This window comes from Roseibium sp. SCP14, from assembly GCF_040329475.1.
Classification (GTDB): domain Bacteria; phylum Pseudomonadota; class Alphaproteobacteria; order Rhizobiales; family Stappiaceae; genus Roseibium.
On the sequence record NZ_JBDZYH010000004.1, the window covers coordinates 315,491 to 338,221 of the forward strand.

The 22,731-nt window shown below is 56.4% G+C and carries 21 protein-coding genes; 8 read left to right on the plus strand and 13 right to left on the minus strand.

Annotated elements, in window-relative coordinates:
- Positions 1–21: 21 nt before the first annotated feature.
- The 4 genes from ABLQ08_RS18430 to ABLQ08_RS18445 form a co-directional block, all read right to left on the minus strand.
- Positions 22–417, minus strand: a complete 396-nt coding sequence (locus ABLQ08_RS18430) for a flagellar protein FlaG (protein ID WP_352944955.1) — start codon at positions 415–417, stop codon at positions 22–24.
- Between the two features lie 224 nt (positions 418–641).
- Complete coding sequence (locus ABLQ08_RS18435) at positions 642–1,136, minus strand: flagellar protein FlgN (protein WP_352944956.1); 495 nt, start codon at positions 1,134–1,136, stop codon at positions 642–644.
- Complete coding sequence (locus ABLQ08_RS18440) at positions 1,133–1,444, minus strand: rod-binding protein (protein WP_352944958.1); 312 nt, start codon at positions 1,442–1,444, stop codon at positions 1,133–1,135. Before ABLQ08_RS18440 ends, ABLQ08_RS18435 begins: the two co-directional genes overlap by 4 nt.
- Entirely contained in the window at positions 1,444–2,586 is a 1,143-nt protein-coding gene (locus ABLQ08_RS18445; protein WP_352944960.1) for a flagellar basal body P-ring protein FlgI, read from the minus strand. The genes ABLQ08_RS18440 and ABLQ08_RS18445 overlap by 1 nt, the downstream gene beginning before the upstream one ends.
- Before the next feature lie 326 nt (positions 2,587–2,912).
- Here ABLQ08_RS18445 and ABLQ08_RS18450 point away from each other — a divergent pair, with 326 nt between their 5' ends.
- Positions 2,913–3,335 (plus strand): flagellar assembly protein FliX, encoded by a 423-nt coding sequence (locus ABLQ08_RS18450; RefSeq protein WP_352944961.1) that lies wholly within the window; start codon positions 2,913–2,915, stop codon positions 3,333–3,335.
- Between the two features lie 162 nt (positions 3,336–3,497).
- A complete protein-coding gene (gene dksA, locus ABLQ08_RS18455) occupies positions 3,498–3,914 on the plus strand; it encodes an RNA polymerase-binding protein DksA (RefSeq protein WP_352944962.1) in 417 nt (138 codons plus the stop codon).
- A gap of 111 nt (positions 3,915–4,025) precedes the next feature.
- On the opposite strand, the gene ABLQ08_RS18460 is transcribed toward dksA, so the two are convergent.
- From ABLQ08_RS18460 to ABLQ08_RS18485, 6 genes are all read right to left on the minus strand, one after another.
- On the minus strand, positions 4,026–6,008 hold the full coding sequence (locus ABLQ08_RS18460) for a bifunctional 2',3'-cyclic-nucleotide 2'-phosphodiesterase/3'-nucleotidase (protein WP_352944964.1): 1,983 nt from the start codon (positions 6,006–6,008) through the stop codon (positions 4,026–4,028).
- 204 nt (positions 6,009–6,212) lie between these two features.
- Complete coding sequence (locus ABLQ08_RS18465) at positions 6,213–7,022, minus strand: lytic murein transglycosylase (protein ID WP_352944966.1); 810 nt, start codon at positions 7,020–7,022, stop codon at positions 6,213–6,215.
- 190 nt (positions 7,023–7,212) lie between these two features.
- On the minus strand, positions 7,213–7,962 hold the full coding sequence (gene flgH / locus ABLQ08_RS18470) for a flagellar basal body L-ring protein FlgH (protein ID WP_352944968.1): 750 nt from the start codon (positions 7,960–7,962) through the stop codon (positions 7,213–7,215).
- Positions 7,962–8,942 carry a flagellar basal body P-ring formation chaperone FlgA gene (flgA, locus tag ABLQ08_RS18475; RefSeq protein WP_352944970.1) on the minus strand — a complete coding sequence of 327 codons (981 nt, stop codon included), beginning with the start codon at positions 8,940–8,942 and terminating at the stop codon, positions 7,962–7,964. The genes flgH and flgA overlap by 1 nt, the downstream gene beginning before the upstream one ends.
- Positions 8,943–8,960: 18 nt before the next feature.
- Positions 8,961–9,743, minus strand: a complete 783-nt coding sequence (gene flgG / locus ABLQ08_RS18480; protein WP_352944972.1) for a flagellar basal-body rod protein FlgG — start codon at positions 9,741–9,743, stop codon at positions 8,961–8,963.
- A gap of 20 nt (positions 9,744–9,763) precedes the next feature.
- Entirely contained in the window at positions 9,764–10,504 is a 741-nt protein-coding gene (locus tag ABLQ08_RS18485) for a flagellar hook-basal body complex protein (RefSeq protein WP_352944974.1), read from the minus strand.
- Between the two features lie 276 nt (positions 10,505–10,780).
- On the opposite strand from ABLQ08_RS18485, the gene ABLQ08_RS18490 reads away from it, so the two are divergent.
- The 5 genes from ABLQ08_RS18490 (at position 10,781) to ABLQ08_RS18510 (ending at position 18,193) form a co-directional block, all read left to right on the plus strand.
- On the plus strand, positions 10,781–11,293 hold the full coding sequence (locus ABLQ08_RS18490; protein ID WP_352944976.1) for a flagellar basal body-associated FliL family protein: 513 nt from the start codon (positions 10,781–10,783) through the stop codon (positions 11,291–11,293).
- Positions 11,294–11,343: 50 nt separating this feature from the next.
- On the plus strand, positions 11,344–12,540 hold the full coding sequence (gene fliM / locus ABLQ08_RS18495; RefSeq protein WP_352945585.1) for a flagellar motor switch protein FliM: 1,197 nt from the start codon (positions 11,344–11,346) through the stop codon (positions 12,538–12,540).
- The gene (locus ABLQ08_RS18500; protein ID WP_352944978.1) at positions 12,537–13,112 is read left to right on the plus strand and encodes a DUF6468 domain-containing protein; all 576 of its coding nucleotides are present in this window, start codon (positions 12,537–12,539) and stop codon (positions 13,110–13,112) included. Before fliM ends, ABLQ08_RS18500 begins: the two co-directional genes overlap by 4 nt.
- Complete coding sequence (locus ABLQ08_RS18505; RefSeq protein ID WP_352944980.1) at positions 13,109–13,816, plus strand: MotE family protein; 708 nt, start codon at positions 13,109–13,111, stop codon at positions 13,814–13,816. The genes ABLQ08_RS18500 and ABLQ08_RS18505 overlap by 4 nt, the downstream gene beginning before the upstream one ends.
- A gap of 186 nt (positions 13,817–14,002) precedes the next feature.
- Positions 14,003–18,193 carry a tetratricopeptide repeat protein gene (locus ABLQ08_RS18510; protein WP_417714934.1) on the plus strand — a complete coding sequence of 1,397 codons (4,191 nt, stop codon included), beginning with the start codon at positions 14,003–14,005 and terminating at the stop codon, positions 18,191–18,193.
- A gap of 9 nt (positions 18,194–18,202) precedes the next feature.
- Here the strand turns inward: ABLQ08_RS18510 and ABLQ08_RS18515 are convergent, their stop codons facing one another.
- From ABLQ08_RS18515 to ABLQ08_RS18525, 3 genes are all read right to left on the minus strand, one after another.
- A complete protein-coding gene (locus ABLQ08_RS18515; RefSeq protein ID WP_352944984.1) occupies positions 18,203–19,276 on the minus strand; it encodes a DUF2336 domain-containing protein in 1,074 nt (357 codons plus the stop codon).
- Positions 19,277–19,527: 251 nt separating this feature from the next.
- Positions 19,528–20,295, minus strand: a complete 768-nt coding sequence (gene fliP / locus ABLQ08_RS18520; protein WP_352944986.1) for a flagellar type III secretion system pore protein FliP — start codon at positions 20,293–20,295, stop codon at positions 19,528–19,530.
- Positions 20,295–21,875, minus strand: a complete 1,581-nt coding sequence (locus tag ABLQ08_RS18525; RefSeq protein ID WP_352944987.1) for a flagellar biosynthetic protein FliO — start codon at positions 21,873–21,875, stop codon at positions 20,295–20,297. The genes fliP and ABLQ08_RS18525 overlap by 1 nt, the downstream gene beginning before the upstream one ends.
- A gap of 421 nt (positions 21,876–22,296) precedes the next feature.
- Between ABLQ08_RS18525 and flgB the strand changes: the two genes are divergently transcribed.
- Positions 22,297–22,701, plus strand: a complete 405-nt coding sequence (flgB, locus tag ABLQ08_RS18530) for a flagellar basal body rod protein FlgB (RefSeq protein ID WP_352944989.1) — start codon at positions 22,297–22,299, stop codon at positions 22,699–22,701.
- Positions 22,702–22,731: the final 30 nt, after the last annotated feature.

A 22,731-nucleotide genomic window follows, 5' to 3' on the forward strand; every position in this document is an offset into this window, starting at 1 on the left:
AAGGGCGCCAAATTTGGTGAATTAGGCGGTCTTCTGGATGCTTTGTGCCGTTGCCGACGTGCTCTGCGTTTCGATTGTCTGCGTATACGCCCGCAAGCGTCGCAAAGTTTCGCTCGGAACCTGGCGGACAACTTCTCCGGTGTCAGTGTTCGTTGCGGTGTAGATAACGCTATTGCTTTCAGGGTCGACAGTGTTGCGGCGCTCTAGTTTTGGTGAGACCGTCTCAAACAGCGATTGCTCGTTGCGCTGATTGTCAGCCGCACGCTGTCCGTCGTTCGTTTCAGCTGAAGGCCTCACGGTTTCTTCAGCAGGTAAGTCCGTATTCGTTGCGGGCTGGTTTTTTTCCGGAGCCCGCGCTGCCGGCGTGATCGCCGTGTACGTCGGCGATGACGGCCGGGCTAATCCCGTATCCAACATCTTTTCCTCCGGGTTACTGAAAACTGATACCCATACAATGTTGAATATAATGCTGTGGAATGAATCTTTTGTTAACGGATTGATTAGAATTGGCGTGAGTGCGGCATTTCAATTTGAGTCGAAATTGATTCGAATTCTAACTAAATGATTAATCTCGGCATTTTGAAATGGGCTCCCGCATCCGAGAGCCCTTTGTACGATTGCAGTTTGTGCCCGGCAGCCGGTCACAGAGATTGATTGACCGCAATCCCACGCGCCGATTGCGGTCCGGTCGGCGCCGAGCCGGTGCGCCCGTATGTTGTCGGTGCTGCGGCATTCTTCGCACCGGCCACCTTGGCGACGGTCGACACGATGTTGTTTGCAACGTCCCGGGCTGTGGCAAGCACCGCCAGGTTGATCCTCAGGACCGGCTGGAACTCGCTATGCTGCCGTCGCAGGTTCTGCGTTGAGGCGGGCGAAAGATTGCCAAGGGCAACGGCGTGCTCCTTCGCGGTCATCATGCCGCGGGTATATTCATGGATCAGCCGTGCCTTGTCCGCTTGCAGTTCGCCGGCTTCCCGAAGTTTGCCGGCGCGAACAAGGTCTGTTTCCATCTCGATCACAGACAGAAGAGCTTCCATGGTTCCCGACAGAGCCGAGCAAAAGCTTTCAGCTTCCTGTTGGCTTGTGGGCCGCTCAAGGGAGAAAGGAAAGGTGTTGGTGTTGGGTTGTGCAGTCATCGGGCCCCCTCCTGCAGTGCAAGCAATTCACGTTCCACGCTGTCGGCAAGGCCGATGCCTCCGGCTTCCGAGATGGAACGTGCAAATTCATCGATCAGGAGGCTTTGCCAGGCATCCGCTCCGTGACCACTTCCCCAGGTGCCGCCGTTCTCAAGACCGGTGAACATGTTCTGGAGCATGGTGTTCAAAAACACCGCTTCAAATTCCTTGGCAGCTTCCTTCGCTGCCGTCTTGTTGCTTCCGTCGACGCCGCGGATCGTATCTAGCGGATTGGGCTGGTTCGAAGCTGGTGTGACTGGCTGTAGCATTATAGGACCTCGATATCAGCTTGCAGGGCGCCTGCTGCCTTGATCGCCTGAAGAATGGAGATCATGTCGCGCGGACCGATCCCCAAGGCGTTCAGCCCGTCGACCAATTGCTTCAACGTTACGGTTTCGGGGACGATCGCCAGCTTGGTGCCATCTTCGTCAACGGCAACTTCCGAGCGCGGGACAACGGCAGTCTGTCCGTTGGCGAAGGGGAGGGGTTGGGACACTTGCGGGGATTCTGCGATGGTCACCGTCAGATTGCCCTGCGCGACCGCCACCATGGAAACTTTCACGTCCTGCCCCATGACGATAATGCCGGAATTCTCATCAATCACGATGCGTGCTGCAAGGTCCGGCTCAACGATCAGCTGTTCGATATCGGTCAGCAAGTCGACGATATTGCCATCATATTGACGCGGCAGGTCCAGCCGAACGGTTGCCGGGTCGAGCGGCTCTGCAGTCGGCATGCCGATCAGTTCGTTGATGGACAGAGCAACGCGTCTTGCTGTCGTCAGATCCGGATTGCGCAGAGCAAGGCGAAGGGTGGTCAGCGATGCCAGCTGGAACTCAAGCTCACGCTCGACAAGACCGCCATTGGCAATCCGTCCCGCTGTCGGCACCCCACGGACGACGGAGGCCGCGTCCGCCTGGGCTGAGAATCCGCCGATGGCCACGGAGCCCTGAGCAATCGCGTAAACTTCACCATCGGCGCCGACCAGCGGTGTGACAAGCAATGTGCCGCCCTGAAGGGAATCTGCATCACCAAGGGCGCTGACGTTGACATCGATGCGTGTTCCCTGAGTGGAGAAAGGTGGCAGGTTGGCGGTGACCATAACGGCGGCAACAGTGTTGGTGTTCAGAGCGATGTTTCGCGTGTTGACGCCTAGCCGCTCCAGCATTGCCTGCAGGCTTTGCTGGGTGAAGGGTGAGTTGTTGAGCGAGTCACCCGTGCCGTTCAGGCCGACGACCAGCCCGTACCCGATCAGCTGGTTTTCGCGGATACCTTCGAAGTCGGCGATATCCTTGATGCGCGATGCCGCTTCTGCCGAAGTCAGTGCATTTCCCGCAATCAAGACAAAAACGGCTGCTGCCAGTATCAGCTTTGCAATCCGTTCCGAAACTTTGCCATCCAAATTTCGCATCGCCGCTATTCGTCCGTTGTTTCCGATCCGGCGGATGTTGCCGGTTCATATTCAGTCGAATTGCGTAATGCGAGAGCCGTGCCAGTTTGATCGAGGAGGAGAGGAATTTTCAGAAAATGGCAGAATTCTGTCGGTCTCAGCCATGTTGAAGCTGATTTTTCGGGAGTGCCTGTGGAATAGAGTTAATGAATTGCGTTTGTGGCTGGGCAAATATTGCCTCCCGTACACGGATTCAATTACCCTTCCCGGCAGATTCTGACGCTCGGCGCGGTTCCGCTCTTTGGGAACGCTTCAGGGGCGGGCATCAGGCGAACCGGAAAACAATCATGCGTATCACTGGCAACAAACCTATCAATGGAGTTCAGGGCAGGGGCGGCAAGAAGAACACGCCGTCCGGCACGGAGCAATTTGCACCTGACCTTGGAGGTGAGGTTGTCCAGTCGTCCCAGACAGCAGGCGGAGCCGCGATTCAGGGCATGGATGCGCTGCTTGCCCTTCAGGAGGTCGATGAACGAGCAGAGCGTCGTTCCAAGGCCGCGCGTTACGGCCATACGTTGCTCGACTCTCTGGAGTCCATTCGCGCAGACCTTCTCACCGGGCAGGTTTCGGAAGATCGGCTTGAGATGCTGGCTCGCCAGGTCGCCAATCGTCCTCCCAGTGGTGATTCGAAAATCGACTCGGTGCTTGAGGAAATCGAATTGCGAGTAAAAGTTGAGCTCGCAAAGCTTGGCCGATTCTCTGATCAGTAACTCGTTCACGTGATGGTTAATTGCGGCAGAAGTACTGGAAATTCCCGCAACAGTTTGAAAGTTATTAACTTTCTTTAATGGTATTTTTCGTAAATGAACCGTTGTCGGCTGGAGAAACCGGCTATATATTGCGCCCGGCCTAACGGTAATCCGGAGCTATCGATGACGGTTGAAATTGAGTCTGAATATCGACCCTCGGAAGACGAGCCGTTCATGAATGACAGGCAGCGTGAATACTTTCGAAACAAGCTGCTTGCATGGAAAGAAGAGATCCTGAAAGAGAGTGCTGAAACACTCACGAACCTTCAGGAAGAAAGCCAAAACCACCCCGACTTTGCCGACCGTGCGTCGTCTGAAACAGACCGCTCAATCGAGCTGCGCGCCCGGGACCGTCAACGGAAGCTGATTTCAAAGATCGATGACGCTTTGGAACGCATCGCCGATGGCAGTTACGGTTATTGCGAGGAGACTGGTGAACCGATCGCCTTGCGGCGTCTCGAAGCCCGTCCGATCGCAACCTTGTCGATCGAAGCCCAAGAGGCCCACGAGCGTCGGGAAAAGGTTTACCGCGACGACTGATTTCCAGAAAAACGGCCGGTTCCCCGCGTAGACGGCGATTCCGAAATCACTTTCAAACCTTCCCCGACTTCGGGGAAGGTTTTTTATTGCACGATAAAGCGACGCGATTCATCAAAGCGTGATGCGATAGCGCGCAAATCCGTCCGCGCCGTCTCCTGCCGGTTCGATTGTCACGCCTTCAACAGAGGCCGCATGGTCAGTTCCACCCGGTCCGGTTTCAAACAGGACGGTTGTTTCCGGCATGGGCACAAACGTCCAGTTTGCGTCGGCCGACGGGTTGATGGTGCCTTGCTCAACGATGTAGCGCACCAGAACATCCCTGTTGGTATCGGGGCCGACAAAAACAACGGCGTCGTCGCTGATACCGGGGAAGTTCCCGCCGCCACCGGCGCGGTAGTTGTTTGTGGCCACAACGAAGTGTGCTTCCGGATCAATCGGTTCACCGTTGAACTTCAGGTTCACGATGCGATTGGCGTCCGGGTTGAGCGGCTCACCCTTGGGGCCGAACCTTGATGGCTGACTGAGGTCAATCTCGTAGGTGACGCCGTCAATCACATCGAAATTGTAGCTTGGGAATTCCGGGTTGATCAGCGGCTGATCGGCCTTGCCAGCTTCGACCTGCTGGAAAATTCCGGCGGAGCGTTCCAGCCAGTCCTTGACGGTGCTGCCCTTGATCGCGACGGCGCGCACTGTGTTCGGATAAAGATACAAGTCCGCAACGTTCTTGATCGCAACATCACCGACAGGGACATCCGTGTAGTAGTCCGGACCTCCGCGGCCGCCCGCCTTGAAAGGTGCGGCAGCCGACAGAACCGGCAGTCCTTCCCACTCCGTTCCTTTCAGCATCTGCTTAATGTACCAGGTCTGAGCCTTGGAAACGATCTGGACGCTGGGGTCGTCGGCCACCAATGCGAAATAGGAATGCAAAGGAGCTGAGGTCTTGCCGACGGGACGGCGAACATATGCCAGAGTTGCCTCGTGGTCCTCTTTGACGGCATCGAGGACATCCTGCTGACTTTCCACCAGTGGTGTGACCTTGCGTCCTTCCTTTTCATAGATCGGTCGGGCTTCCGTCATGAAGTTCGCAACACGCCAGCCGTTGCCATCACGCTCGATCATCAGGTCGATGACACCAAGATGCGATCCCCAGAAACCTCCCATGGCTGCAGGCTTTCCGAACAGGGTTCCTTTCTGGCTGTCAACGCCGGGAAGGCCTTCATAGGCCGGACCCGGGAAAACAAGATGGTGGTGACCGGTAAAGACCGCGTCAATGCCGTCAATTGCCGACAGGTGCAGCGAGGCATTTTCCATTCCTTCGGAATAGTCGTTTGCATCGATGCCCGAGTGGGAAAGCGCGATCACCAGGTCGCAGCCCTGTTCCCGCATTTCAGGGACAAAGGCCTTGGCGGCGTCCACTATGTCACGGGCATTGGCGCTGCCTTCCAGGTGCCGCCTGTCCCAGTTCATGATCTGAGGCGGTACGAAACCGATAAAACCGATCTTGATCGGGTAGGAGTTTCCGGCTCCGTCCTGAATCTGCTTTTCAACGATCACATAAGGCTTGAGGAACAACTCGTCCTGACGGGCGTTTGCTGCGAGATTGGTGCCCTTGACCAGATTTGCGCAGACAACCGGGAAATTGGCACCAGAAAGGACTTTCATCATGAAGTCCAGGCCGTAGTTGAATTCGTGGTTTCCGAGGGTTGCCGCGTCGAAATCAAGGACATTCATGCCTTTGATGACCGGGTGGACATCACCCTCCCGCATGCCGCGTTCATAGGCGACGAAATCACCCATCGGATTGCCCTGCAGGAAATCACCATTGTCGACCAGAACCGAATTGGTTGCTTCGTTGCGGATCTGCCGGATCAGGGATGCGGTGCGTGCAAGACCTGCCGTGTCGATCGGCTTGTCGCTGTAATAATCGTAAGGAAAGACATGGACGTGCAGGTCCGTGGTTTCCATCAGGCGAATGTGTGCGGATCCTTCTTTTGCCAGGGCCGAATAGGGATGCAGCGCTGCCGTGAAGCCTGATGCCGCGACACCTGCCAGAAGAGTGCGGCGCGAGATTGAAAGGTCTTTGAAGCTGGACATGCTGAGCTCCTGATAACGGAAACGATGGAGGGACCGGCGCGCCCCTGGAACCGTTGGGAGAAGAGCACTGCCGCTTCAGATGAAGAGGGTATCGTAGTCCAATCGGAGGAACGGTGCAGTAGCAAAATTCGCTTACACAGCTTGTCCTGCGCGCGGAGTGTCAGTTGCCCGGTTCTGGAAGACCAAGTCTGCAAATCGATCCGGTTATCCCTGTCCGCTTATCTTCGAAGCCATGATGGAGATGGTCTGAACATAGACGCTGGCCTTGTTCCACTCCCTCAGAACCCGGTAGTTGGCAGTACCCGGTCCCCAGGCCTGGCCACGGCGCCAACCTTTTTTCGCCAGGTAGTTTGCGGTTGATGCCAGGACATCGGGAACCGAACGGATCAGGTCGCGCCGGCCGTCCCGGTCATAGTCAACGGCGTATCGGACATAGGAAGAAGCAAGGAACTGGGTCTGGCCAATCTCACCGGCCCAGGCGCCGCGCATTTCCGCAGGCGACATGTCTCGACGCTGCACGATGATCAAGGCGCTGACCAGTTCATTGGTGAAGAAGGCTGAGCGGCGGCAATCATAGGCAAGAGTGGCAAGTGACTGAAGCACCGGCATGTTTCCAAGATAACCGCCATAGTTTGTTTCGAGGCCCCAGATCGCAAGGATGACGGGTGCTGGAACGCCGTACTTCCGTTCGATACTGTTGAAGAGCTGCGCGTAGTTCCGGCCAAGTTTCTGACCCCTGCGGATCATCGCGTTGTTCACACGCTTGGCATAGAACTGCTTGAAACTGAGTTTGAAGGATTTCTGATTGCGGTCGAGCCTGACCACCTTCTTGCTGTATTTCACATTCTGAAGCGCTGATTGGACGATCCTGGGGTTCAAACCATACCGACCGGCATTGGCGATAAAGGCATCTCGCCAGGTGGTGAAACCTGCTGGGCCATTGCCGCAATTTGCTGCGGAAGAGGCTGTTGCTATCAGAAACTGGCTTAGGAAAACGAAAATCAAAATGCGCATGGCGACCTGCCGGATTGAGAAACCAATGCTTCATTGTATCCGAAATTGACGCAGCGTCATCAGTGATTTGAAAAGAGAACGGGTACGGCGCTCGGGGAGCGAGACACCGTACCCGTCGTCAGCCGCAGCAAACAGAGCTTCTAGAACACTCTTTCTGCTGCTGGCCGGGGGACTGTAAACCGGGTCTGGATCAGAAGGGGAGGAGGATATCCAGAACCTGGTTGCCAACGCGCGGTTGCTGAACATCAGTGATCTGGCCGCGGCCGCCATAGCCGATACGGGCCTCGGCAATCTGCTCGCTTGCGATCCTGTTGTTGGCAGTGATGTCTTCAGGCCTGACGATACCGGCGACGATCAGCTCGCGGACTTCATAATTTACGCGAACTTCCTGTCGACCTTCTATGACCATGTTGCCGTTGGGCAGTACCTGGGTCACGACAGCTGCAATATTGGTCTGAAGCGTTTCTTCCCGATCAACCTTGCCGGCACCCGCAAAGCTCGAGTTACTGTTGACGTTTGCAAGGTCGCTTGCCGCCATGCCGGCCGGAAGGAAGATCGTGTCGATGGCCGTGCCGAGGGCTCCGCCGACGCCCGATCCATTGGTTTCCGTTCTGCTGCGATCAGTGTTGTTTTCGATCTCGGCCTTGTCATCGATCGTCACGACCACGGTCAGGATGTCGCCTACGCGGCTTGCGCGCTGATCCTTGAAGAATGCGCGGCTTCCTGACTGCCAGAGAGAGTTGGGGTTGTAATGTGCCTGTTGCGGCTCCGGCATCGGCATCTGAACCGGCCTGTATCCAGGTGTCGTCGTTGGGTCCTGGATGGCATTCAGCGCGGGTTGCTGTCCGACATTGGCCAATCGTTCAGGAGTGCCGCAGCCTGCTGCGAGGGCAGCCAGAGCAATGCTTGCCAAAAGGTGCTTGGGAAAGGAGATCGGCATTAGTTGGTCTCGCTGTTCAGGCTTGCGACAAGCGGATTGGAGGTGTGAACGCGCACTTGGCCGCGGGAGAGGACGGTGGCCGGTACAATCCGCCGGGACTGAAGGTTCATGACGTCAATGACGTCCCCCTTTGCGCCTTCGTCCAGAGCCTGGGCCCGGGAGGTGAGCTTCATCCCCGGCATCAGGAACGTGACGGTAATCTTTTCACCGCGCTGGATCAGGACAGGGTGCTGGAAATCCTTGCGGGCGAGGGGGGCGTTGGCGCGCATGTTGGTCCGGGCCTGCTTGCCGACAATATTCTGCGCATCAGTTACGGCACCGGAAGGTACGTTTTTCCGTGTCAGGCGCACGGAGATCAGGTCGTCTTCCTTGAGAATGTCACCGCGGCGAAGCGGTTGAGCCAGGGCCACGACATTGACCATTTCTGTTGCAACACCCGAGAATGTCAGCGGTTTGATGCCATGTTCAGCGGCAACCGAAGCGTAGACAGTGAAACGCCCTGTCGACTGGGACCAGTCAAGGCTGTCTATCCGAATTGGGTCCTGGACTTTCGGGTCGGCAAGAATACGATCGGGAGCCTGCAGGAGCTTGACGTCAAGAAGCTTCGGGTCGATGCCGGCGTTCCTTTGCGCAATTGCAGTGCGCACAATTCCTTCCAGCTGGTCGCGTTCAATCTTTGTTGCGCCACGGTGGACAACCACGGTCCTGAGCCCGTCGGTGCTTGCCTGTTCCAGTCCGGCAGCACGGGCACGTTCCGCAACGAGGTTTGCCGGAACATTGCCCGAAGTTCCCATGTCGGGAGACCGGAACAAAGGCTTGGAGGCCAGCAGACCCGTGTTCGAATAAAAATCACCAACGGTAACGACATCGGAAAGCGTCATCACCTGAGAACGAAGTACCGGGCGCTCATCAGCTGTTGCTACGGTTCCCGCAATACCCACCAGCATCAGACTGATGATTGTCTTGAGCAGAAATCTCATCGTGTCAGCCTCCCTGTGTTAGCGAAGGTTGGTGGTGGTGGAGTACATTTCGTCGGCGGCCTGGATGATCTGGGAGTTCATCTCATAGGCGCGCTGGGCCGAGATCAGGTCGGCGATTTCCGTCACCGCATCGACATTGGCCATTTCCAGGAAGTACTGTTGAAGGCTGCCAAATCCATTGTCATTTGGATTACCGGTCTCGGCAGCGCCGCTTGCATCGGTCTCAAGGAACAGATTGTCACCAATCGCTTCCAGACCAGCCTTGTTCACGAAACGCGCCAGTTGAACCTGACCGAGTTGAACCGTATTGCCCGCCTGATCGACACCCTGGACTTCACCTGTATTGGAAATGGTGATGTCCTGCGTCGTTTCGGGAATGGTGATGCCCGGATTGACCGCGTAGCCGTCAACTGTCACCAGCTGGCCGTTTGCGTCACGCTCGAACGACCCGTCCCGGGTGTAGCCGGTGGTTCCGTCCGGCAGATCGATCTGGAAGAAACCTTCACCGCGGATTGCAACGTCCAGTTCCTTACCGGTCTGTTCAAGTGAGCCCTGGGACATGATGCGGGCGGTCGAGGCGATCTTGACGCCTGAACCGATCTGAATCCCGGTCGGCACAATCGTGCCCGTATCAGAGGTCTCGGTGCCCATGCGACGAAGGTTCTGGTAGAGGAGGTCCTGGAAGTCCGCTCGTTGTTTCTTGAAACCGGTCGTGCGCATGTTGGCGACGTTGTTCGAGATGACCTCGACATTCAGTTCCTGGGCCTTCATGCCGGTCGCGGCGATATGGAGTGCTTTCATCGTCTTAAGTCCTTAACCGGTTAGGCTTGAATTCGGCCGAGAGTCGAAATCGCCTGCTGGCGAAGTTCGTCAAGGTCTTTCACCAATTTCGAGGTGGCGTCGTAGGCACGGGTTACTTCGATGAGCCGGGTGACCTCGGAAACGCCTGAGACGTTCGAGCCTTCAACTGCGCCCTGGATAATGCGGGCATCTGCGACTTGCACAGGGTTTTCACCCTTGAACATGGTGTCGCCGACTTTCTCCAGCGTGCGGACATCGTCGAAGTTCACGACACGGATCTTTCCGCGAATGCCAAGTTCGGTCGCGATTGTTCCGTCTGCGGCGATTTCGATCAGTCCGTCTTCGCGGGCAAAAGTGATGGCGCCGGCATCGGTCAGGACAGGGCGTCCGTTTGCGGTGATAAGCTGACCGGTGGCGTCAAGCTGGAAAGCGCCGCTCCTGGTATAGGCTTCAGTGCCGTCTTCCATCTGCACAACGAAGAATCCTTCGCTGTTCAATGCCAGATCGAATTCGTTTTCCGTAAGATTTACCGTACCGGGTTCGAAATTGGTCCGCGTCGTAAACATGTCCACGTACGAAATTTCGCGATCCGCCGGCTCAAACGCGGTGCCATCGGCAACCGGCATGATGTACTCGACGAAGGACATTTCCTGAGACTTGAAACCACTCGTGTTGATGTTCGCCATGTTGTTGGCGATCACGTCGAGGTGATTCCGCAAGATCGATTGCCTGGATAAGGCGACTAACTGAGCGTTCTCCATATGAACGGTTCCTTTTGCTCCCCGAAGAGCCGGCCAGTCTCCCCAGACCTGCGAGCTCGTTAACGTTAATGCACATGGCGTGCCAGTTTTTAAATCCTTGGGAAATCTGGGTAAAAATCAAAACGGGAGGGTGCGTGCGGCAAGAGATTCCGGCAGAAGTTAACCACTTGGCAATTTTTGCCGGGTGACTCGCGTTAACGGGTTGGTAACCATTCGTTAACCATTAACTCTTTAGTAATAATTAGCGCGCGTGCGCTAACTGGAGCGGGGTGCGGAATGGCTGATGAAAACGCCGCAGCTGGTGATGAGGCCGAAGATGGAGCCGAAGAGTCTGCCGGCGGTGGCAAAAAGAAGCTGTTTCTGTTTGGTGGTATCGGTCTGGTGGTTCTGCTCGGTGCGGGCGGGGCGGCCTATTACTTTCTGATGGGGTCGGATGCGCCGATACCGTCTCCAGACGGCACCGACGCACCTGTCGAAGTTCAGAAACCGGTTGTCTTCTACGACCTGCCGGAAATGACGGTGAACTTGGCAACGGATGGGCGCACGACCTATCTCAAGGTCAGGATAGCGCTGGAAGTTGAAAACCGCTCGATGATCGAGCAGATACAACCGTTTCTGCCGCGTATTCTGGATGCGTTTCAGATCTATTTGCGTGAACTACGCCCCGCGGACCTGGAAGGGTCTGCTGGTCTGTTCCGTCTGAAGGAAGAATTGCTCAGACGGATCAATTTGTCGGTCTATCCGGCGAAGGTTGAGGGGGTCCTGTTCAAGGAAATCCTTGTACAGTGATGGAATGAATGGCTGACGTCGACGACGAAGATGACCTGTCTGAAGAGGACATGGCCGACGCCTGGGGCGCTGCTCTTGCCGAGCAGGGAGCTGGTGGCGACGACGATGAAGACCTAGCTGCTGCCTGGGGCGCAGCCCTCGAAGAGCAGGGAGCGGGAAGTTCCGACGACATGGCAGCGCAATGGGCGGCCATGATCGATGACAGTGAACCCGATCTGGAAAATGCCACCCGCGGCGCTGACCGTGTCCTGAACCAGGAAGAAATCGATAATCTCCTCGGGTTCAACATCGAGGACACGATTGCAGGTGACCAAAGCGGTATCCGGGCACTCATCAACTCGGCGATGGTTTCCTACGAGCGTCTGCCGATGCTCGAGATCGTGTTTGACCGCCTGGTTCGCCTGACAACGACTTCGCTTCGCAACTTTACGTCCGACAACGTTGAAGTGTCGTTGGATTCCATCAGCTCGGTTCGTTTCGGTGACTATCTAAATTCCATTCCGCTGCCTGCCATTCTCGGTGTTTTCAAGGCTGAGGAATGGGATGGATTCGGCCTGATCACGGTTGAATCAAGCCTGATTTACTCGATCATCGACGTGTTGCTTGGCGGTGGGCGTGGTACCTCGGCCGTGCGTGTAGAGGGCCGTCCTTATACGACGATTGAAACCGGCCTCGTGCAGCAGATGGTGTCTTTGATTCTGCAGGACGCGGAACAGGCATTTGCACCTTTGTCGCCCGTTCATTTCAATCTTGAGCGTCTTGAGACGAACCCCCGCTTTGCGGCGATTTCCCGTCCGGCGAACGCAGCCATCCTGGTCGAACTGCGCATCGATATGGAAGACCGGGGCGGCTCGGTTGAGATCATGATGCCGTATGCAACGCTGGAGCCGATCCGTGATCTGCTGCTTCAGATGTTCATGGGCGAGAAGTTCGGCCGCGACCCAATCTGGGAAGGCCATCTGGCGACCGAGATTCACGCCGCGGAGATCGAAGTCGACGCGGTTCTGCACGAAACCTATCTGCCGCTTGGCCGGGTACTCAGCCTGGATATCGGGCAAACGCTAGTGTTCGATGTCGATCCGGCCGATCCGGTGACCATCAAATGCGGCAACGTCCCTCTGACCGAAGGAACGCTCGGCAAGGTCGAGGATTCCATCGCTATCCGTGTCGCAAAGAATTTGCGTAAGCCGAAAATGACACTGGCTGCTTTCGAGCGCGCCATGCAAAACGAAATGGAGCAACCATGAGCACTTTGCCACTCGGAATGATCATTGAAGGGCTGGTTGCGGTTCTGTTGCTGATTACAATCGGTTACTGCTGGATGCTGAACAAGCGGTTGCAGCGCCTTCGTGCGGACGAGGAGGTTTTGCGGGCCACAATCTCAGAGCTGATGACCGCAACGGAAATTGCCGAGCGCGCCATCCTGGGACTGAAGACAACTGCCTCAGAAGCCGACAAGACACTCGGCTCTCGTCTCAAACAGGCAGAGGGCATGTCCCAGACGCTGGCGGAGCAAGTCGGTGAGGGAGAGAAAATCTTCACCCGGATCACGCAAATTGCCGAGGCGGCCCGCTCCGCTGCAACCCATCGCGAGGCGGCAAGCCAGAACGAAGCCAATCGAGTGCATTCACAAAGCGAAACACCCTCATACGCGCCACAGACTGCCGGCTATGCTCCTTCGGGCGAATACCCGACACAACAAGCGCAGGTCGAGCCTGAGCGGAAGCGCACAAGTCGCGCATCGGATATTCGCAGCGCGGCGGCTGAAGCAACCGCTCGGCTTGAGCAGTTCCGCAGACGCAACGGTGCCGCCGCATGAATTTGAGATTGTTGCCATTGTTGGGAGTTTCGGCGAGTGCTTTGCTCGCCTTGAAGCTGCTTGGCCTTACGCTGGGGCCGGACAGCGGCAAGCTTCCCATCAACGGTGCAGTCGCACAGGAAACACCTGCAGATGGTGAAGCGCCAGTCGAGATGGCTGCTGACGGAGGACCTCCTCCTCCAGCGGGCGGCGATCTGCCGGAGCAACCGGTCCTGCCGGACAATCTTGAGATCGGCGGTTCTGCAGCAGAGCGCGCGGTATTGGAAAGTCTTGGCAAGCGAAGAGAGTCGCTACAGGCGCAGGAAGGGCAGCTGGACCTGCGCGAGAAACTGTTACAAGCGACCGAAGAGCGCATCCAGAAACGCGTCGATGAGCTGAAGAAGCTTGAAGAGCGGATCGAGGCCGCGGTTGAAGAGAAGAAAAAGCAGGAAGACAACGAAATTGCAGGGCTGGTGACCATGTACGAAAGCATGAAACCCAAGGACGCAGCCCGCATTTTTAACCGACTGAGCCTGCCCATTCTTTTGAAGGTGGTCCGACAAATGAAACCGCGGAAAATGGCGGATGTCCTGGCCAAGATGTCTCCGGATGCAGCGGAACAATTGACAGTGGCAATCGCCAGCAACTCCTCGGCTCCTGCCGACCCGGCTCAACCCATGCAGGCGTCTGCTCCGGACATGCTGCCGAAGATCCCGTCAAACTGAGAGAAAAGGGCGGATTTTTGAGGAACGCGTAAGGGCACGTTAACGACACCCAACTAACAATAACGTGTTGTTGCCATCCGAGGACTGAACGACTTGCCGGGACCATTCCTGACCAATTGTAAAAGTTGCGGATCTGCCCTGAAAGGCAGCGGAAGCGCTTTGCTGCGCCTGATTGCAGCTTTCTGGATGAGTGTGGCCTGTCTGGTTGTGACGGACGTGCCTACCGTTCAGGCGCAAACGCTTGAGCCCGTGGATCTGGAAGTTTTGCCTGAAGAAGGCTACGGGCGTATCGTCCTGACGTTCAAGGATCGCACGCTGCTTCCAATCTATGATGCGGTCATTACGGGGGGTGTTCTGCGGATCTCCTTCGAGGAACCGGTAGATATCAACGTCGATGATGTCCCGCTTGATCTGGGTGATTATGTCACGATTGCTCGCCGCGACCCGGATGGCAGCGCAATACGTTTTGCACTTAAAAACCAGTTTCAGATCAACACGCTCGAGGCCGGAGAGAAGCTCTTCGTGGATATTCTGCCGATGAGCTGGCAGGGCCTGCCCCCGGGATTGCCCGACGATGTCGTTCGCGAATTGGCCAAGCGGGCAGAGGCTGCCATGCGCAAGGTCCGCGCGCTCGAACAGGCCCGACTCAAGGCTCAGGAGGGGCCGGAGGTTACCCTTCATGTCGGTGAGCACCCGACTTTCACCAGGCTGGTATTCGACTGGTCGATCAAATTCGATACGGCATTTGTGCGTGAAAACGATATCGTCAAGCTGACCTTCAATCATCCGGCGCAGCTGGACATTTCCCATCTCAGGGCACACCTGCCTCAGGGCGTGATCGACGCGACATCGTTCCTGGACAAGGGCAAGCTGAAGTTTCTGATGCGTGTGGAGCCTTCAGTCGATATCCGTGCCTTCCGTGAAGAACAGACCTATGTGATCGATGTAACCCCGGAAAACATGCAACCAAATGATCCGGCGAATGCGTTGATCAACAAAGAGCTGTCTGTTGCGGATAACGAAAACCGCAAGGACATGATCACGGCTCCCGGATTGCGCGATACGCGGGAGGTCAAGGACCCTCGAGGATTGCCGGCCGACAGCAGACCGGCTTCTTCAGGTGGCGGCGTTCTGAAGGAAAGCCGCGCGGATGAATCTCCCGCTTATACAGTGATGCCCCTGGGTGGGACGAAAAGCGATGAGGAAGCCAGGTCATCTTTGGTCGTTGATCCTGCAGGCGAGGAAACACGGGTTGCTGTGGTCGGAAGCGAAACGCTTTCCGACGAAACCAGTCGCGAGGCCTTGTCGATTGAGCGTGAAGTCGCAATGGTTCCGCGAACGAAGCCGGAAGTTCTGGCGCAGGCCCCTCCAGAAGCAGTGTTTGTCGCTGTAGAAGAGAACGCCATCACGACCGCTCCGGCGGTCGAAACGCTTCCTGCACCGGAGTTGCTTGTCGCTGTAGCAGGTCAGAGCGCCAATGACAGTGTTGACGACCTCATAACATCCGCGATTGCAACGGCGGGTTCTGCCGATGACGGGGCCAGCGTGAGCCTGCAGGAAAGTATTGTCGTTGCTCAGGCGAGCCCGGGTGCATTGCCGTTGACAGATGTTGATCCGGACGAAGGAGAGATTGTCCGTCGCGCACCAATGCTCGATCTTTCCAAGCAGCAAGTCGGGTCTTCACAGAAACGGACACCAAACAGGGCAGGGGATAGCAACGGTATCCCGACGCTGCAGCCTGCGCAGGGCCCGGTTACGGGCAACAGTGAAAATGTGCCGCTACAGGCAGCTCCGGTTCGGATCGAGAACAATCCATCGTTCGGCAACAGTGAAGTTCCGGCAGGTATTCAACTGCCAAGCAGACCAAATGCCGAGCCGGAAGTCTGGCGTGCAACCGGTGGACAGGATCTGGATCAACTGCCACCATCGCCCGAGCAGCCGCCGGAAAACTTCGCAGCGGAAGTTCGAAACTTCGTTTCGGCTGAAGCACGCAGAATCGGAAATACCGTTCGGGTGGTCTTCCCGTTTTCAGAACCGGTCTCCACGGCGGTATTCCGGCGCAACGACAGCATCTGGCTTGTGTTTGATACGGATGCGACGATCGATACCCGTGGTATGATCTCCGCATTGGCGGAGACTGCGGATACGATCGATGTTCAGCAATTCGACGACTATCAGATTCTTCGACTTGACCTGAATGATCCGGTTCTGGCGACCGTTGGTGTCGACGGAAATGCGTGGTCGCTGGTTATCGGCGACCTGATTTTGGAGCCGTCCATTCCGTTACAGCTTGAGCGCACCGTTCGCGGAGATGGTGAATCCGTGTTGCGGGTTCTTTATCAGGATCCGCAGAACATTCGCGAGATTACGGATCCGTTTGTCGGAGACAGGATCTCCCTGATTACCGGTTTCGGACCACCGCGCGGATTGTTGAAGCCTCAGAAGTTTGTCGACCTGGATGCGCTGAGCTCTGCCCAGGGGATCGCGGTTGCTGCGAAGTCTGATGGTGTCCAGATGAAAATTCTGGGGGATGACGTCCTGATCGAAAGGGCTGGTGGACTTTCCCTTTCGAACCGTCATTTACGCGGGGGCACCGGTGCGTTCAACACGATCGTCGATTCCGAGGAATCCAATTTCATTGAATTCGTGTCGCTGAGCACGGAAGGTCCCGGTGGATACAGGTCCCGCCTCATGGAATTGCAGGACCGTCTGTCGAATGCTCCGGAGGGAAAGCGGCGCAAGCCTTTGATTGCCTTGTCGAGGTTTTATCTGGCGCACCAGTTTGCTCAGGAAGCCCTGGGCCTGATGACCCTGGCATTGGAAGAAGAACCAGCTCTTGCTGAAGACAGTTCCTTCAATCTGATGATGGGTGCTGCACAGACAATGGCAGGGCGCCCGGAAGAAGCCTACGACCACCTGAACCGTCCGGATCTCAAGAACAGCCCGGATGCCGCTATCTGGCAGACAATCGTTGATGTGAAGCTGGGCAACTGGACACAGGCGCGCATCGTCATGCCACGGGGGCGGGCCGTGGTTGGCAATTATCCGACAGCCATTCAGACCGAGTTCAAGCTGGCGGCAGCGCAGGCAATGGTGGAGGTGAATGACTTCGGTATCGCGAATGGCATGCTTGCCGAGATCGAGCCGAGTGAAGTCACGCGAGCCCAGGCCGCACGCTACGATATTCTTCGCGGACGGGTTGCTGATGCCTCAGGACGGTCGCAGGAAGCGCTCACCGTGTTCGACCTCGTGACGCGCTCCGACGATCGTCCTCGTTCTGCGGAAGCCGAATACCGGGCGCTGCGCATTCGGTATCGGGATGGCGAATTGAGCGTCGACGAAACCATCGACCGGCTGGCGAGCCTGGCAACGTCCTGGCGCGGAGACGAAATCGAACTCAAGACCCTGCGGTTCCTGTCACAGCTTTACGCTGAGCGGGGTCAATACAGAGAAGCCTTCGAGGCGATGAAATCCGCAGTACAGGCGGATGCCGATTCAGATACGACACGCCTGCTGCAGGAAGAGATGAACGGTCTCTTCAACGCCCTGTTCCTCGATGGAAAGGCGGACGAGATGCAACCCGTCAAAGCTCTCGCGCTTTACTACGATTTTCGGGAGCTGACACCGATTGGCCGCCAGGGCGATGAAATGGTTCGTCTGCTTGCAAAGCGTCTTGTTGAGGTCGACCTGCTCGACCAGGCAACCGAATTGCTGCGTCATCAGGTGGACAACCGCCTGAAGGGAGCAGCACGGGCCCAGATCGCATCCGACCTTGCCGCAATTTATCTGATGGATCGCAAGCCTGATGAGGCTCTCCGGGTTCTGAACCGGACACGCCAGGCCAGCCTGCCATCTACGCTCGAGCGTCAACGCAACATTGTCGAAGCACGGGCACTTACCGAAAACGGCCGGCCGGACCTTGCCTTGGAACTGGTGCGCAACATGCGCGGAACCGATGTAGACCGTCTGAGGGCCGATACGTTCTGGGCTGCCGAGAGCTGGCGTGATGCAGGCGAGCAGCTGGAAGCCATGCATGGATCTCGCTGGTCCGACAACATCCCGCTGGATGACCTCGAGCGCCGGGACATCTTGCGTGCCGGAATCGCCTATTCGCTCGCAGGCGACCAGTTGAGCCTTGAACGTTTGCAGACCAAGTACACGACCAAGATGGCGGACAGTCCGGAAGCATTTGCCTTTGAGGTCGTCACCCGTCCTGTCGACGCGCAGGGCGTGGAGTTTCTTCAAGTCGCCAATCGCCTGGCTGATGTCGACTCCCTTGAAACCTTCCTGAAAGAATACCGCCGTCAATACATGTCACCGCGACGCTCTCCCGACCAGGCGGCGGTGGGGAACGGTGCCGAGGACACGGCCGGTTAAAGCGGTCAGTTAACCCGCAGCGGATTTCAGGGCAGGTTGGGGAGCTCTGGACTGTTTGGGCTTTTTCAGTTCAGCCTTGTAGCGCATCACCAGCTCCGGAATGGTTCTGGTGCTGCGGTCAAGCCATTCGCAGCGTGCCTTCAGGAAGTCCCGGTAGGTTTTCTCATGGATGCCCGTCTGCAACATGAGGCGCATGATGGCGCCATCCGCATCAGATTTCAGCGTATCTGCGACCACGTCGTCGGCAAGATTGATCTTGCGGCTGATCAGCCAGATCGCGGCGTCCAGGCGCTCTTCTTCAAAGAGGGTCCTGAGAATGGCATCAAAAGACAGTTCACCGTTTGCGATCTGAATGCTTGCTTCGTGGCGGGAATAGAAAACGCCATCCAGTTCGATGTCACCATCGCGTTCAAGATCGTCGATGGCCCGGGCCAGCCGGCTCAGGTCTCCGGATCGCAAGGCTTTCTCAAGCGGAGGAGGAATGAGCGGACAGTTGGTCTCCAACACATACATCTGAGTTTCGAGGAAGTCCTCGTCCTTCATGGCCCGCTTTGCAATTCCGGAAAGAACTTCGACTTCGGTGTTTGCGAAGATAAGAAGAGCAAGGGTGCCCTTGACGGAAAACGGTGCATCGAGATTGTCCAGAAGAGCATGAACAACATTCCGGCTGCTTCTGGCAATCAATGTATCGGTGATTTCTTCACCCAGATCGGACCGCCGGGCGACCGAAAGGCGTTTGTTGTTGCCTCCGGATTTCGCGATGCGCATTAGCGCCGCCTGACTCATCATCGGAGAACACTCGATGACGGGTTCGGACAGGTCGTAGTCTTCTTCTGCCAAGCGGTCGGCGAGTTCGGAAATGATGCGGTCAGTCTTGGCCAGACGGACGACGAGCTCATATCGAGCTGCCCGATCCAGCTGATCAAAGACAGAGAGCACAATCTTTGAAAAGAGCTCCCGCTCCAGCTCCGTCGGGTCATGGTCTTCCGACCGCGCATACTCTCCGACGAGCGTACGGATAAGCTTTGATCTCGCCTCCGGTTCCTTGAGCCTGGCGAGTTTTTCAAGTTGGTCTCTTATCACACTTTACCACTATAGGTTTTGAGGCGTGTCAGCCTCCTAAATGAAAGGGCAATTGTGCCATCGCTATCTTAATATTCTTCTACTTTTGCCGACCGCGAACGCAGGGGATTCCAACGGATTTGTAAAAATCTAGGCAAGTTCAAGCGAACGCTTCACCCTGTGGTGAGGATGAACTCTAAAGGCCCTCTGTTTGCTGCCGAAAATGTCGAGGTGAAGCGCTAAAGTGGGTGAGATTCGCATGAAAAATGAGGCTATCCGCCGCCGAAACTCTTGACCAGGGAGCCAGCCACAAGATTCCAACCGTCCACGAGGACGAAGAAGATCAGCTTGAAAGGCAGGGAAATGACAACCGGCGGCAACATCATCATGCCCATGGACATCAGAACGGAGGCAATGACCAGATCGATGATGAGAAACGGCAAATAGAGCAGGAAGCCGATTTCAAATGCCCGCCTCAACTCTGAAATCATGAATGCGGGGATGAGCGTCGCCATGGAAAGGTCATCTGGTCCTTCCGGGGCATCCTGACCGGAAAGTTCCTGAAAGAGCGCGAGGTCCTTTTCGCGAACCTGAGACAGCATGAAACCCCGGAACGGCTCGGACGCGCGCTCATAGGCCTGATTGAACTCGATGTCGCCGTCGATAAGGGGCTGAACTCCGGCATCATAAGCCGATTGCAGCGTCGGCATCATGATGAACGCCGACAGAAACAAGGCCAGACTGACCATGACCATGTTGGGTGGGGCGGTCTGCAATCCAATCGCAGACCTGAGCAGGGAAAGAACCACCACGATCCGGGTAAAGCTCGTCACCATCACGAGAATCGACGGAGCCAGCGACAGGATCGTCAAAAGAACGACGAGCTGGACTGCGCGTTCGGTCAGGCTGGCATCGTCACCGAAACCGACCGAAATTTCCTGAGCGACCGCAGGGCCGGCCGCAAAGGCCAGGAGCGCCGAGAGCGCGAACAATAAATAGGCCGGCCGAAACCAATGCGGCGAGCGAACCTCACGTGTCATCAGTTTGGCTGCCCACCCAATTCATCCAGCAGTTTTGCCATTTCATCTTCAATCGGATTTTTTTCGCTCAGGCTTTTTGCCTCAGGGGCTGCCGCCTTGGTCTGCTGTTGCTGCTGCTTTTGGGATTGAGATGCTTCCGTTTCTTTGTCCTCGGCCTTGTTGGCTTCTTCCTTGTCAGAAGCCGTTGCCGGCGTGTTTTCGCTCGTTTCCTCGATCAGGTCTTCAAGACCAAGATCCAGTTTGACCTCTGGCGCAGATTTCTCGGTAGATACGGAGATGCCTTCAGGCCGCGTGTCGTCAGATTTAGTCTCCTGCGGAGATTGGGCGGAACTGTCAGAAACAGATGCCACCTGATCTGTTGCATTGGTGCTGTCAGCTGTCTTGGTGTCTCCGGCAGCCTTTTCCGCTTCCGAGGTCTTCAGCTCCGGGGCCGTAACACTCGGAGCGGGAGACTTGATGTCAGGCGCTTTTACGGAAAACTTGGAAGATACTGACGTTGAGACTTTCTCTTCCGTTAGGTCTTGGGATGTTACTCCAGACGGTTTGCCGACGACCGGTTCAATTTTCGCATCGGAGGCGGTCGAAGAGGCCGCCTTGAACAGGGCAGTCTTTGCGCGGGCCGCCGGGCCTGACGCGGGCGGTGAAATGGAATGTCCACCGTATGATGGTCGATCCTTCGGAGAAAAGGGGCGGCCGATCGGTTTGACCGGTGCTGAAGGATTGATCTCGGGATTTACGGTCAATTCCGCTGAAGAAGGGGCGGAAGCCGGCGCGAGTTTCACAGCTGGTGCGGCGAGCGGTGCCGCAACTTTTTTCTCGGCAGGTTCTTCCTTATCGATCTTCTTGTCTGTTTCGGGCGCACTGTCCGGAGCCTTGGTTGTCGCGCGGTTGAAGCCGTTCTGCATTGCTGCGCGCAGAAGTTCCGCCGCGCGGCCGTTCCCGCCGGAACCTTCTGCCTTCTTCTCGATCTTTTCATCGCCGAAGCTCAACGAGGGTTCCCTTTTCTCAGAAGAACTTCCGTTTTCGGGGAGAGGCGTCACGCTTGGCACCGGAGCTTCCTTTTCCGCAGCAACAGGCGTGTCGTCAACGTTGGGCACGGGAGTGGAGGACAGTTGTGGCGTGAAAGGTTCGATCGGAGCAGGCGGTGTCAATGGATCTGTTTCTGCAATGCTGTCGTCCGGTCGGAGCGGAATGTTGGGACCAGGAGCCAACGGTGCCTTGATCGATGTACCGACGGGCTGCGTGGTGACGGGGATAGAGCGGTGCGTTGGGAGTGGGGCGTTGCGTACGATGTTTTGCTCCACGACCACGTCACTGGGTCCGCCGATCAGGATCAGGTGTTCAACATTGTCCCGCCGAACAAGAACGAGGCGGCGCCGGGTGTCGACGGTCGCGCTGTCCATCACCGCAATACGGGGTTGCCTGCTTCTGCTGTGTGTGACGTTGGCGCCCGTCAGCCGTTTGAGGATGAAAATAAACAGACTGAACAGAAGTAAAACGGCCCCAAGAGCCAAAATCACAGCGATTGCCTGGGTCACGCCCCCGCTCACGTTGAAGGTTGTTTCAATCCAATCGTACATTTTTTCCTCGTGCCGCCTCTGCCTGCGGTGTGAATGCGATTGCCGGTTACTTGGGTATTGGGCCTCAATTGAGGACTTTCGTGCTTATCCCCAGTAAATCGGGAAAAGTCTTTTCGCCGAATGTTTGCCCCGAAACCCTAAGTTCTTCCGCATTTCACCGTCGTTCGAATTCGAATGGCGTTTGTTGGGCTGGCTACCGCTGCTTGCTGTTTCGCTTCGAATCTCACTAGGCCTTTAAGTTAACAGAGGGCGGAAAAATTTGCCTGTCGCGGAAGGTGTTCATTTTGCGAAATGCAAAAGATTGTTGCGCTCTTCCACTGGTTTTTGAAGGGTTTGCAACGTGGCGCTGCGTAAGCGTTAACCATTCATTAACCATTTGGTCGGCAATCATTGCCTAGTGGGTTAACAAATGGTGAACTGAATGGCTTTTACGGATTTGCCGCTGTTTCAGGCGCTTAGATCCAAGATGCAGTGGCATCAGACGCGTCAGGGCGTGTTGGCGGAAAACATCGCCAATTCCGATACGCCGGGCTACCAGTCGCGCGATGTGAAAACCTATTCGTTCGAAGACCATATCGCGCGTGAAGGCTTTGGAGTGTCGACAAACGTCACCAAGGCCGGTCACATTTCAGGAAGCATTTCCAGTTCCGGCAGCGTTAAGACGGAAAGACGGGATTCCTTTGAGGTCACCCCAAGCGGCAACAGTGTCAATCTGGAAGAGCAGATGATGAAGATCACGCAGAACCAGATGGATTTCCAGGCTGCAACGAGTCTCTACACCAAGGGGCTTGGATTGATCCGAACCGCCTTGTCGAAAAATGCATAAGACGCCCAAACAGATTTGGAGGGCAGGTAG

Excerpts from the sequence above, each read along its gene's own strand:
- flgB (WP_352944989.1), top strand. The coding sequence starts at position 22,297 with ATGGCTTTTACGGATTTGCCGCTGTTTCAGGCGCTTAGATCCAAGATG.
- flgA (WP_352944970.1), bottom strand. The coding sequence starts at position 8,942 with ATGAGATTTCTGCTCAAGACAATCATCAGTCTGATGCTGGTGGGTATT.
- ABLQ08_RS18430 (WP_352944955.1), bottom strand. The coding sequence starts at position 417 with ATGTTGGATACGGGATTAGCCCGGCCGTCATCGCCGACGTACACGGCG.
- ABLQ08_RS18525 (WP_352944987.1), bottom strand. The coding sequence starts at position 21,875 with ATGTACGATTGGATTGAAACAACCTTCAACGTGAGCGGGGGCGTGACC.
- ABLQ08_RS18450 (WP_352944961.1), top strand. The coding sequence starts at position 2,913 with ATGCGTATCACTGGCAACAAACCTATCAATGGAGTTCAGGGCAGGGGC.
- flgG (WP_352944972.1), bottom strand. The coding sequence starts at position 9,743 with ATGAAAGCACTCCATATCGCCGCGACCGGCATGAAGGCCCAGGAACTG.
- ABLQ08_RS18440 (WP_352944958.1), bottom strand. The coding sequence starts at position 1,444 with ATGCTACAGCCAGTCACACCAGCTTCGAACCAGCCCAATCCGCTAGAT.
- ABLQ08_RS18435 (WP_352944956.1), bottom strand. The coding sequence starts at position 1,136 with ATGACTGCACAACCCAACACCAACACCTTTCCTTTCTCCCTTGAGCGG.
- ABLQ08_RS18510 (WP_417714934.1), top strand. The coding sequence starts at position 14,003 with ATGAGTGTGGCCTGTCTGGTTGTGACGGACGTGCCTACCGTTCAGGCG.
- fliP (WP_352944986.1), bottom strand. The coding sequence starts at position 20,295 with ATGACACGTGAGGTTCGCTCGCCGCATTGGTTTCGGCCGGCCTATTTA.
- dksA (WP_352944962.1), top strand. The coding sequence starts at position 3,498 with ATGACGGTTGAAATTGAGTCTGAATATCGACCCTCGGAAGACGAGCCG.
- flgH (WP_352944968.1), bottom strand. The coding sequence starts at position 7,962 with ATGCCGATCTCCTTTCCCAAGCACCTTTTGGCAAGCATTGCTCTGGCT.
- ABLQ08_RS18490 (WP_352944976.1), top strand. The coding sequence starts at position 10,781 with ATGGCTGATGAAAACGCCGCAGCTGGTGATGAGGCCGAAGATGGAGCC.
- ABLQ08_RS18465 (WP_352944966.1), bottom strand. The coding sequence starts at position 7,022 with ATGCGCATTTTGATTTTCGTTTTCCTAAGCCAGTTTCTGATAGCAACA.
- ABLQ08_RS18500 (WP_352944978.1), top strand. The coding sequence starts at position 12,537 with ATGAGCACTTTGCCACTCGGAATGATCATTGAAGGGCTGGTTGCGGTT.
- ABLQ08_RS18445 (WP_352944960.1), bottom strand. The coding sequence starts at position 2,586 with ATGCGAAATTTGGATGGCAAAGTTTCGGAACGGATTGCAAAGCTGATA.
- ABLQ08_RS18505 (WP_352944980.1), top strand. The coding sequence starts at position 13,109 with ATGAATTTGAGATTGTTGCCATTGTTGGGAGTTTCGGCGAGTGCTTTG.
- ABLQ08_RS18460 (WP_352944964.1), bottom strand. The coding sequence starts at position 6,008 with ATGTCCAGCTTCAAAGACCTTTCAATCTCGCGCCGCACTCTTCTGGCA.
- fliM (WP_352945585.1), top strand. The coding sequence starts at position 11,344 with ATGGCCGACGCCTGGGGCGCTGCTCTTGCCGAGCAGGGAGCTGGTGGC.
- ABLQ08_RS18485 (WP_352944974.1), bottom strand. The coding sequence starts at position 10,504 with ATGGAGAACGCTCAGTTAGTCGCCTTATCCAGGCAATCGATCTTGCGG.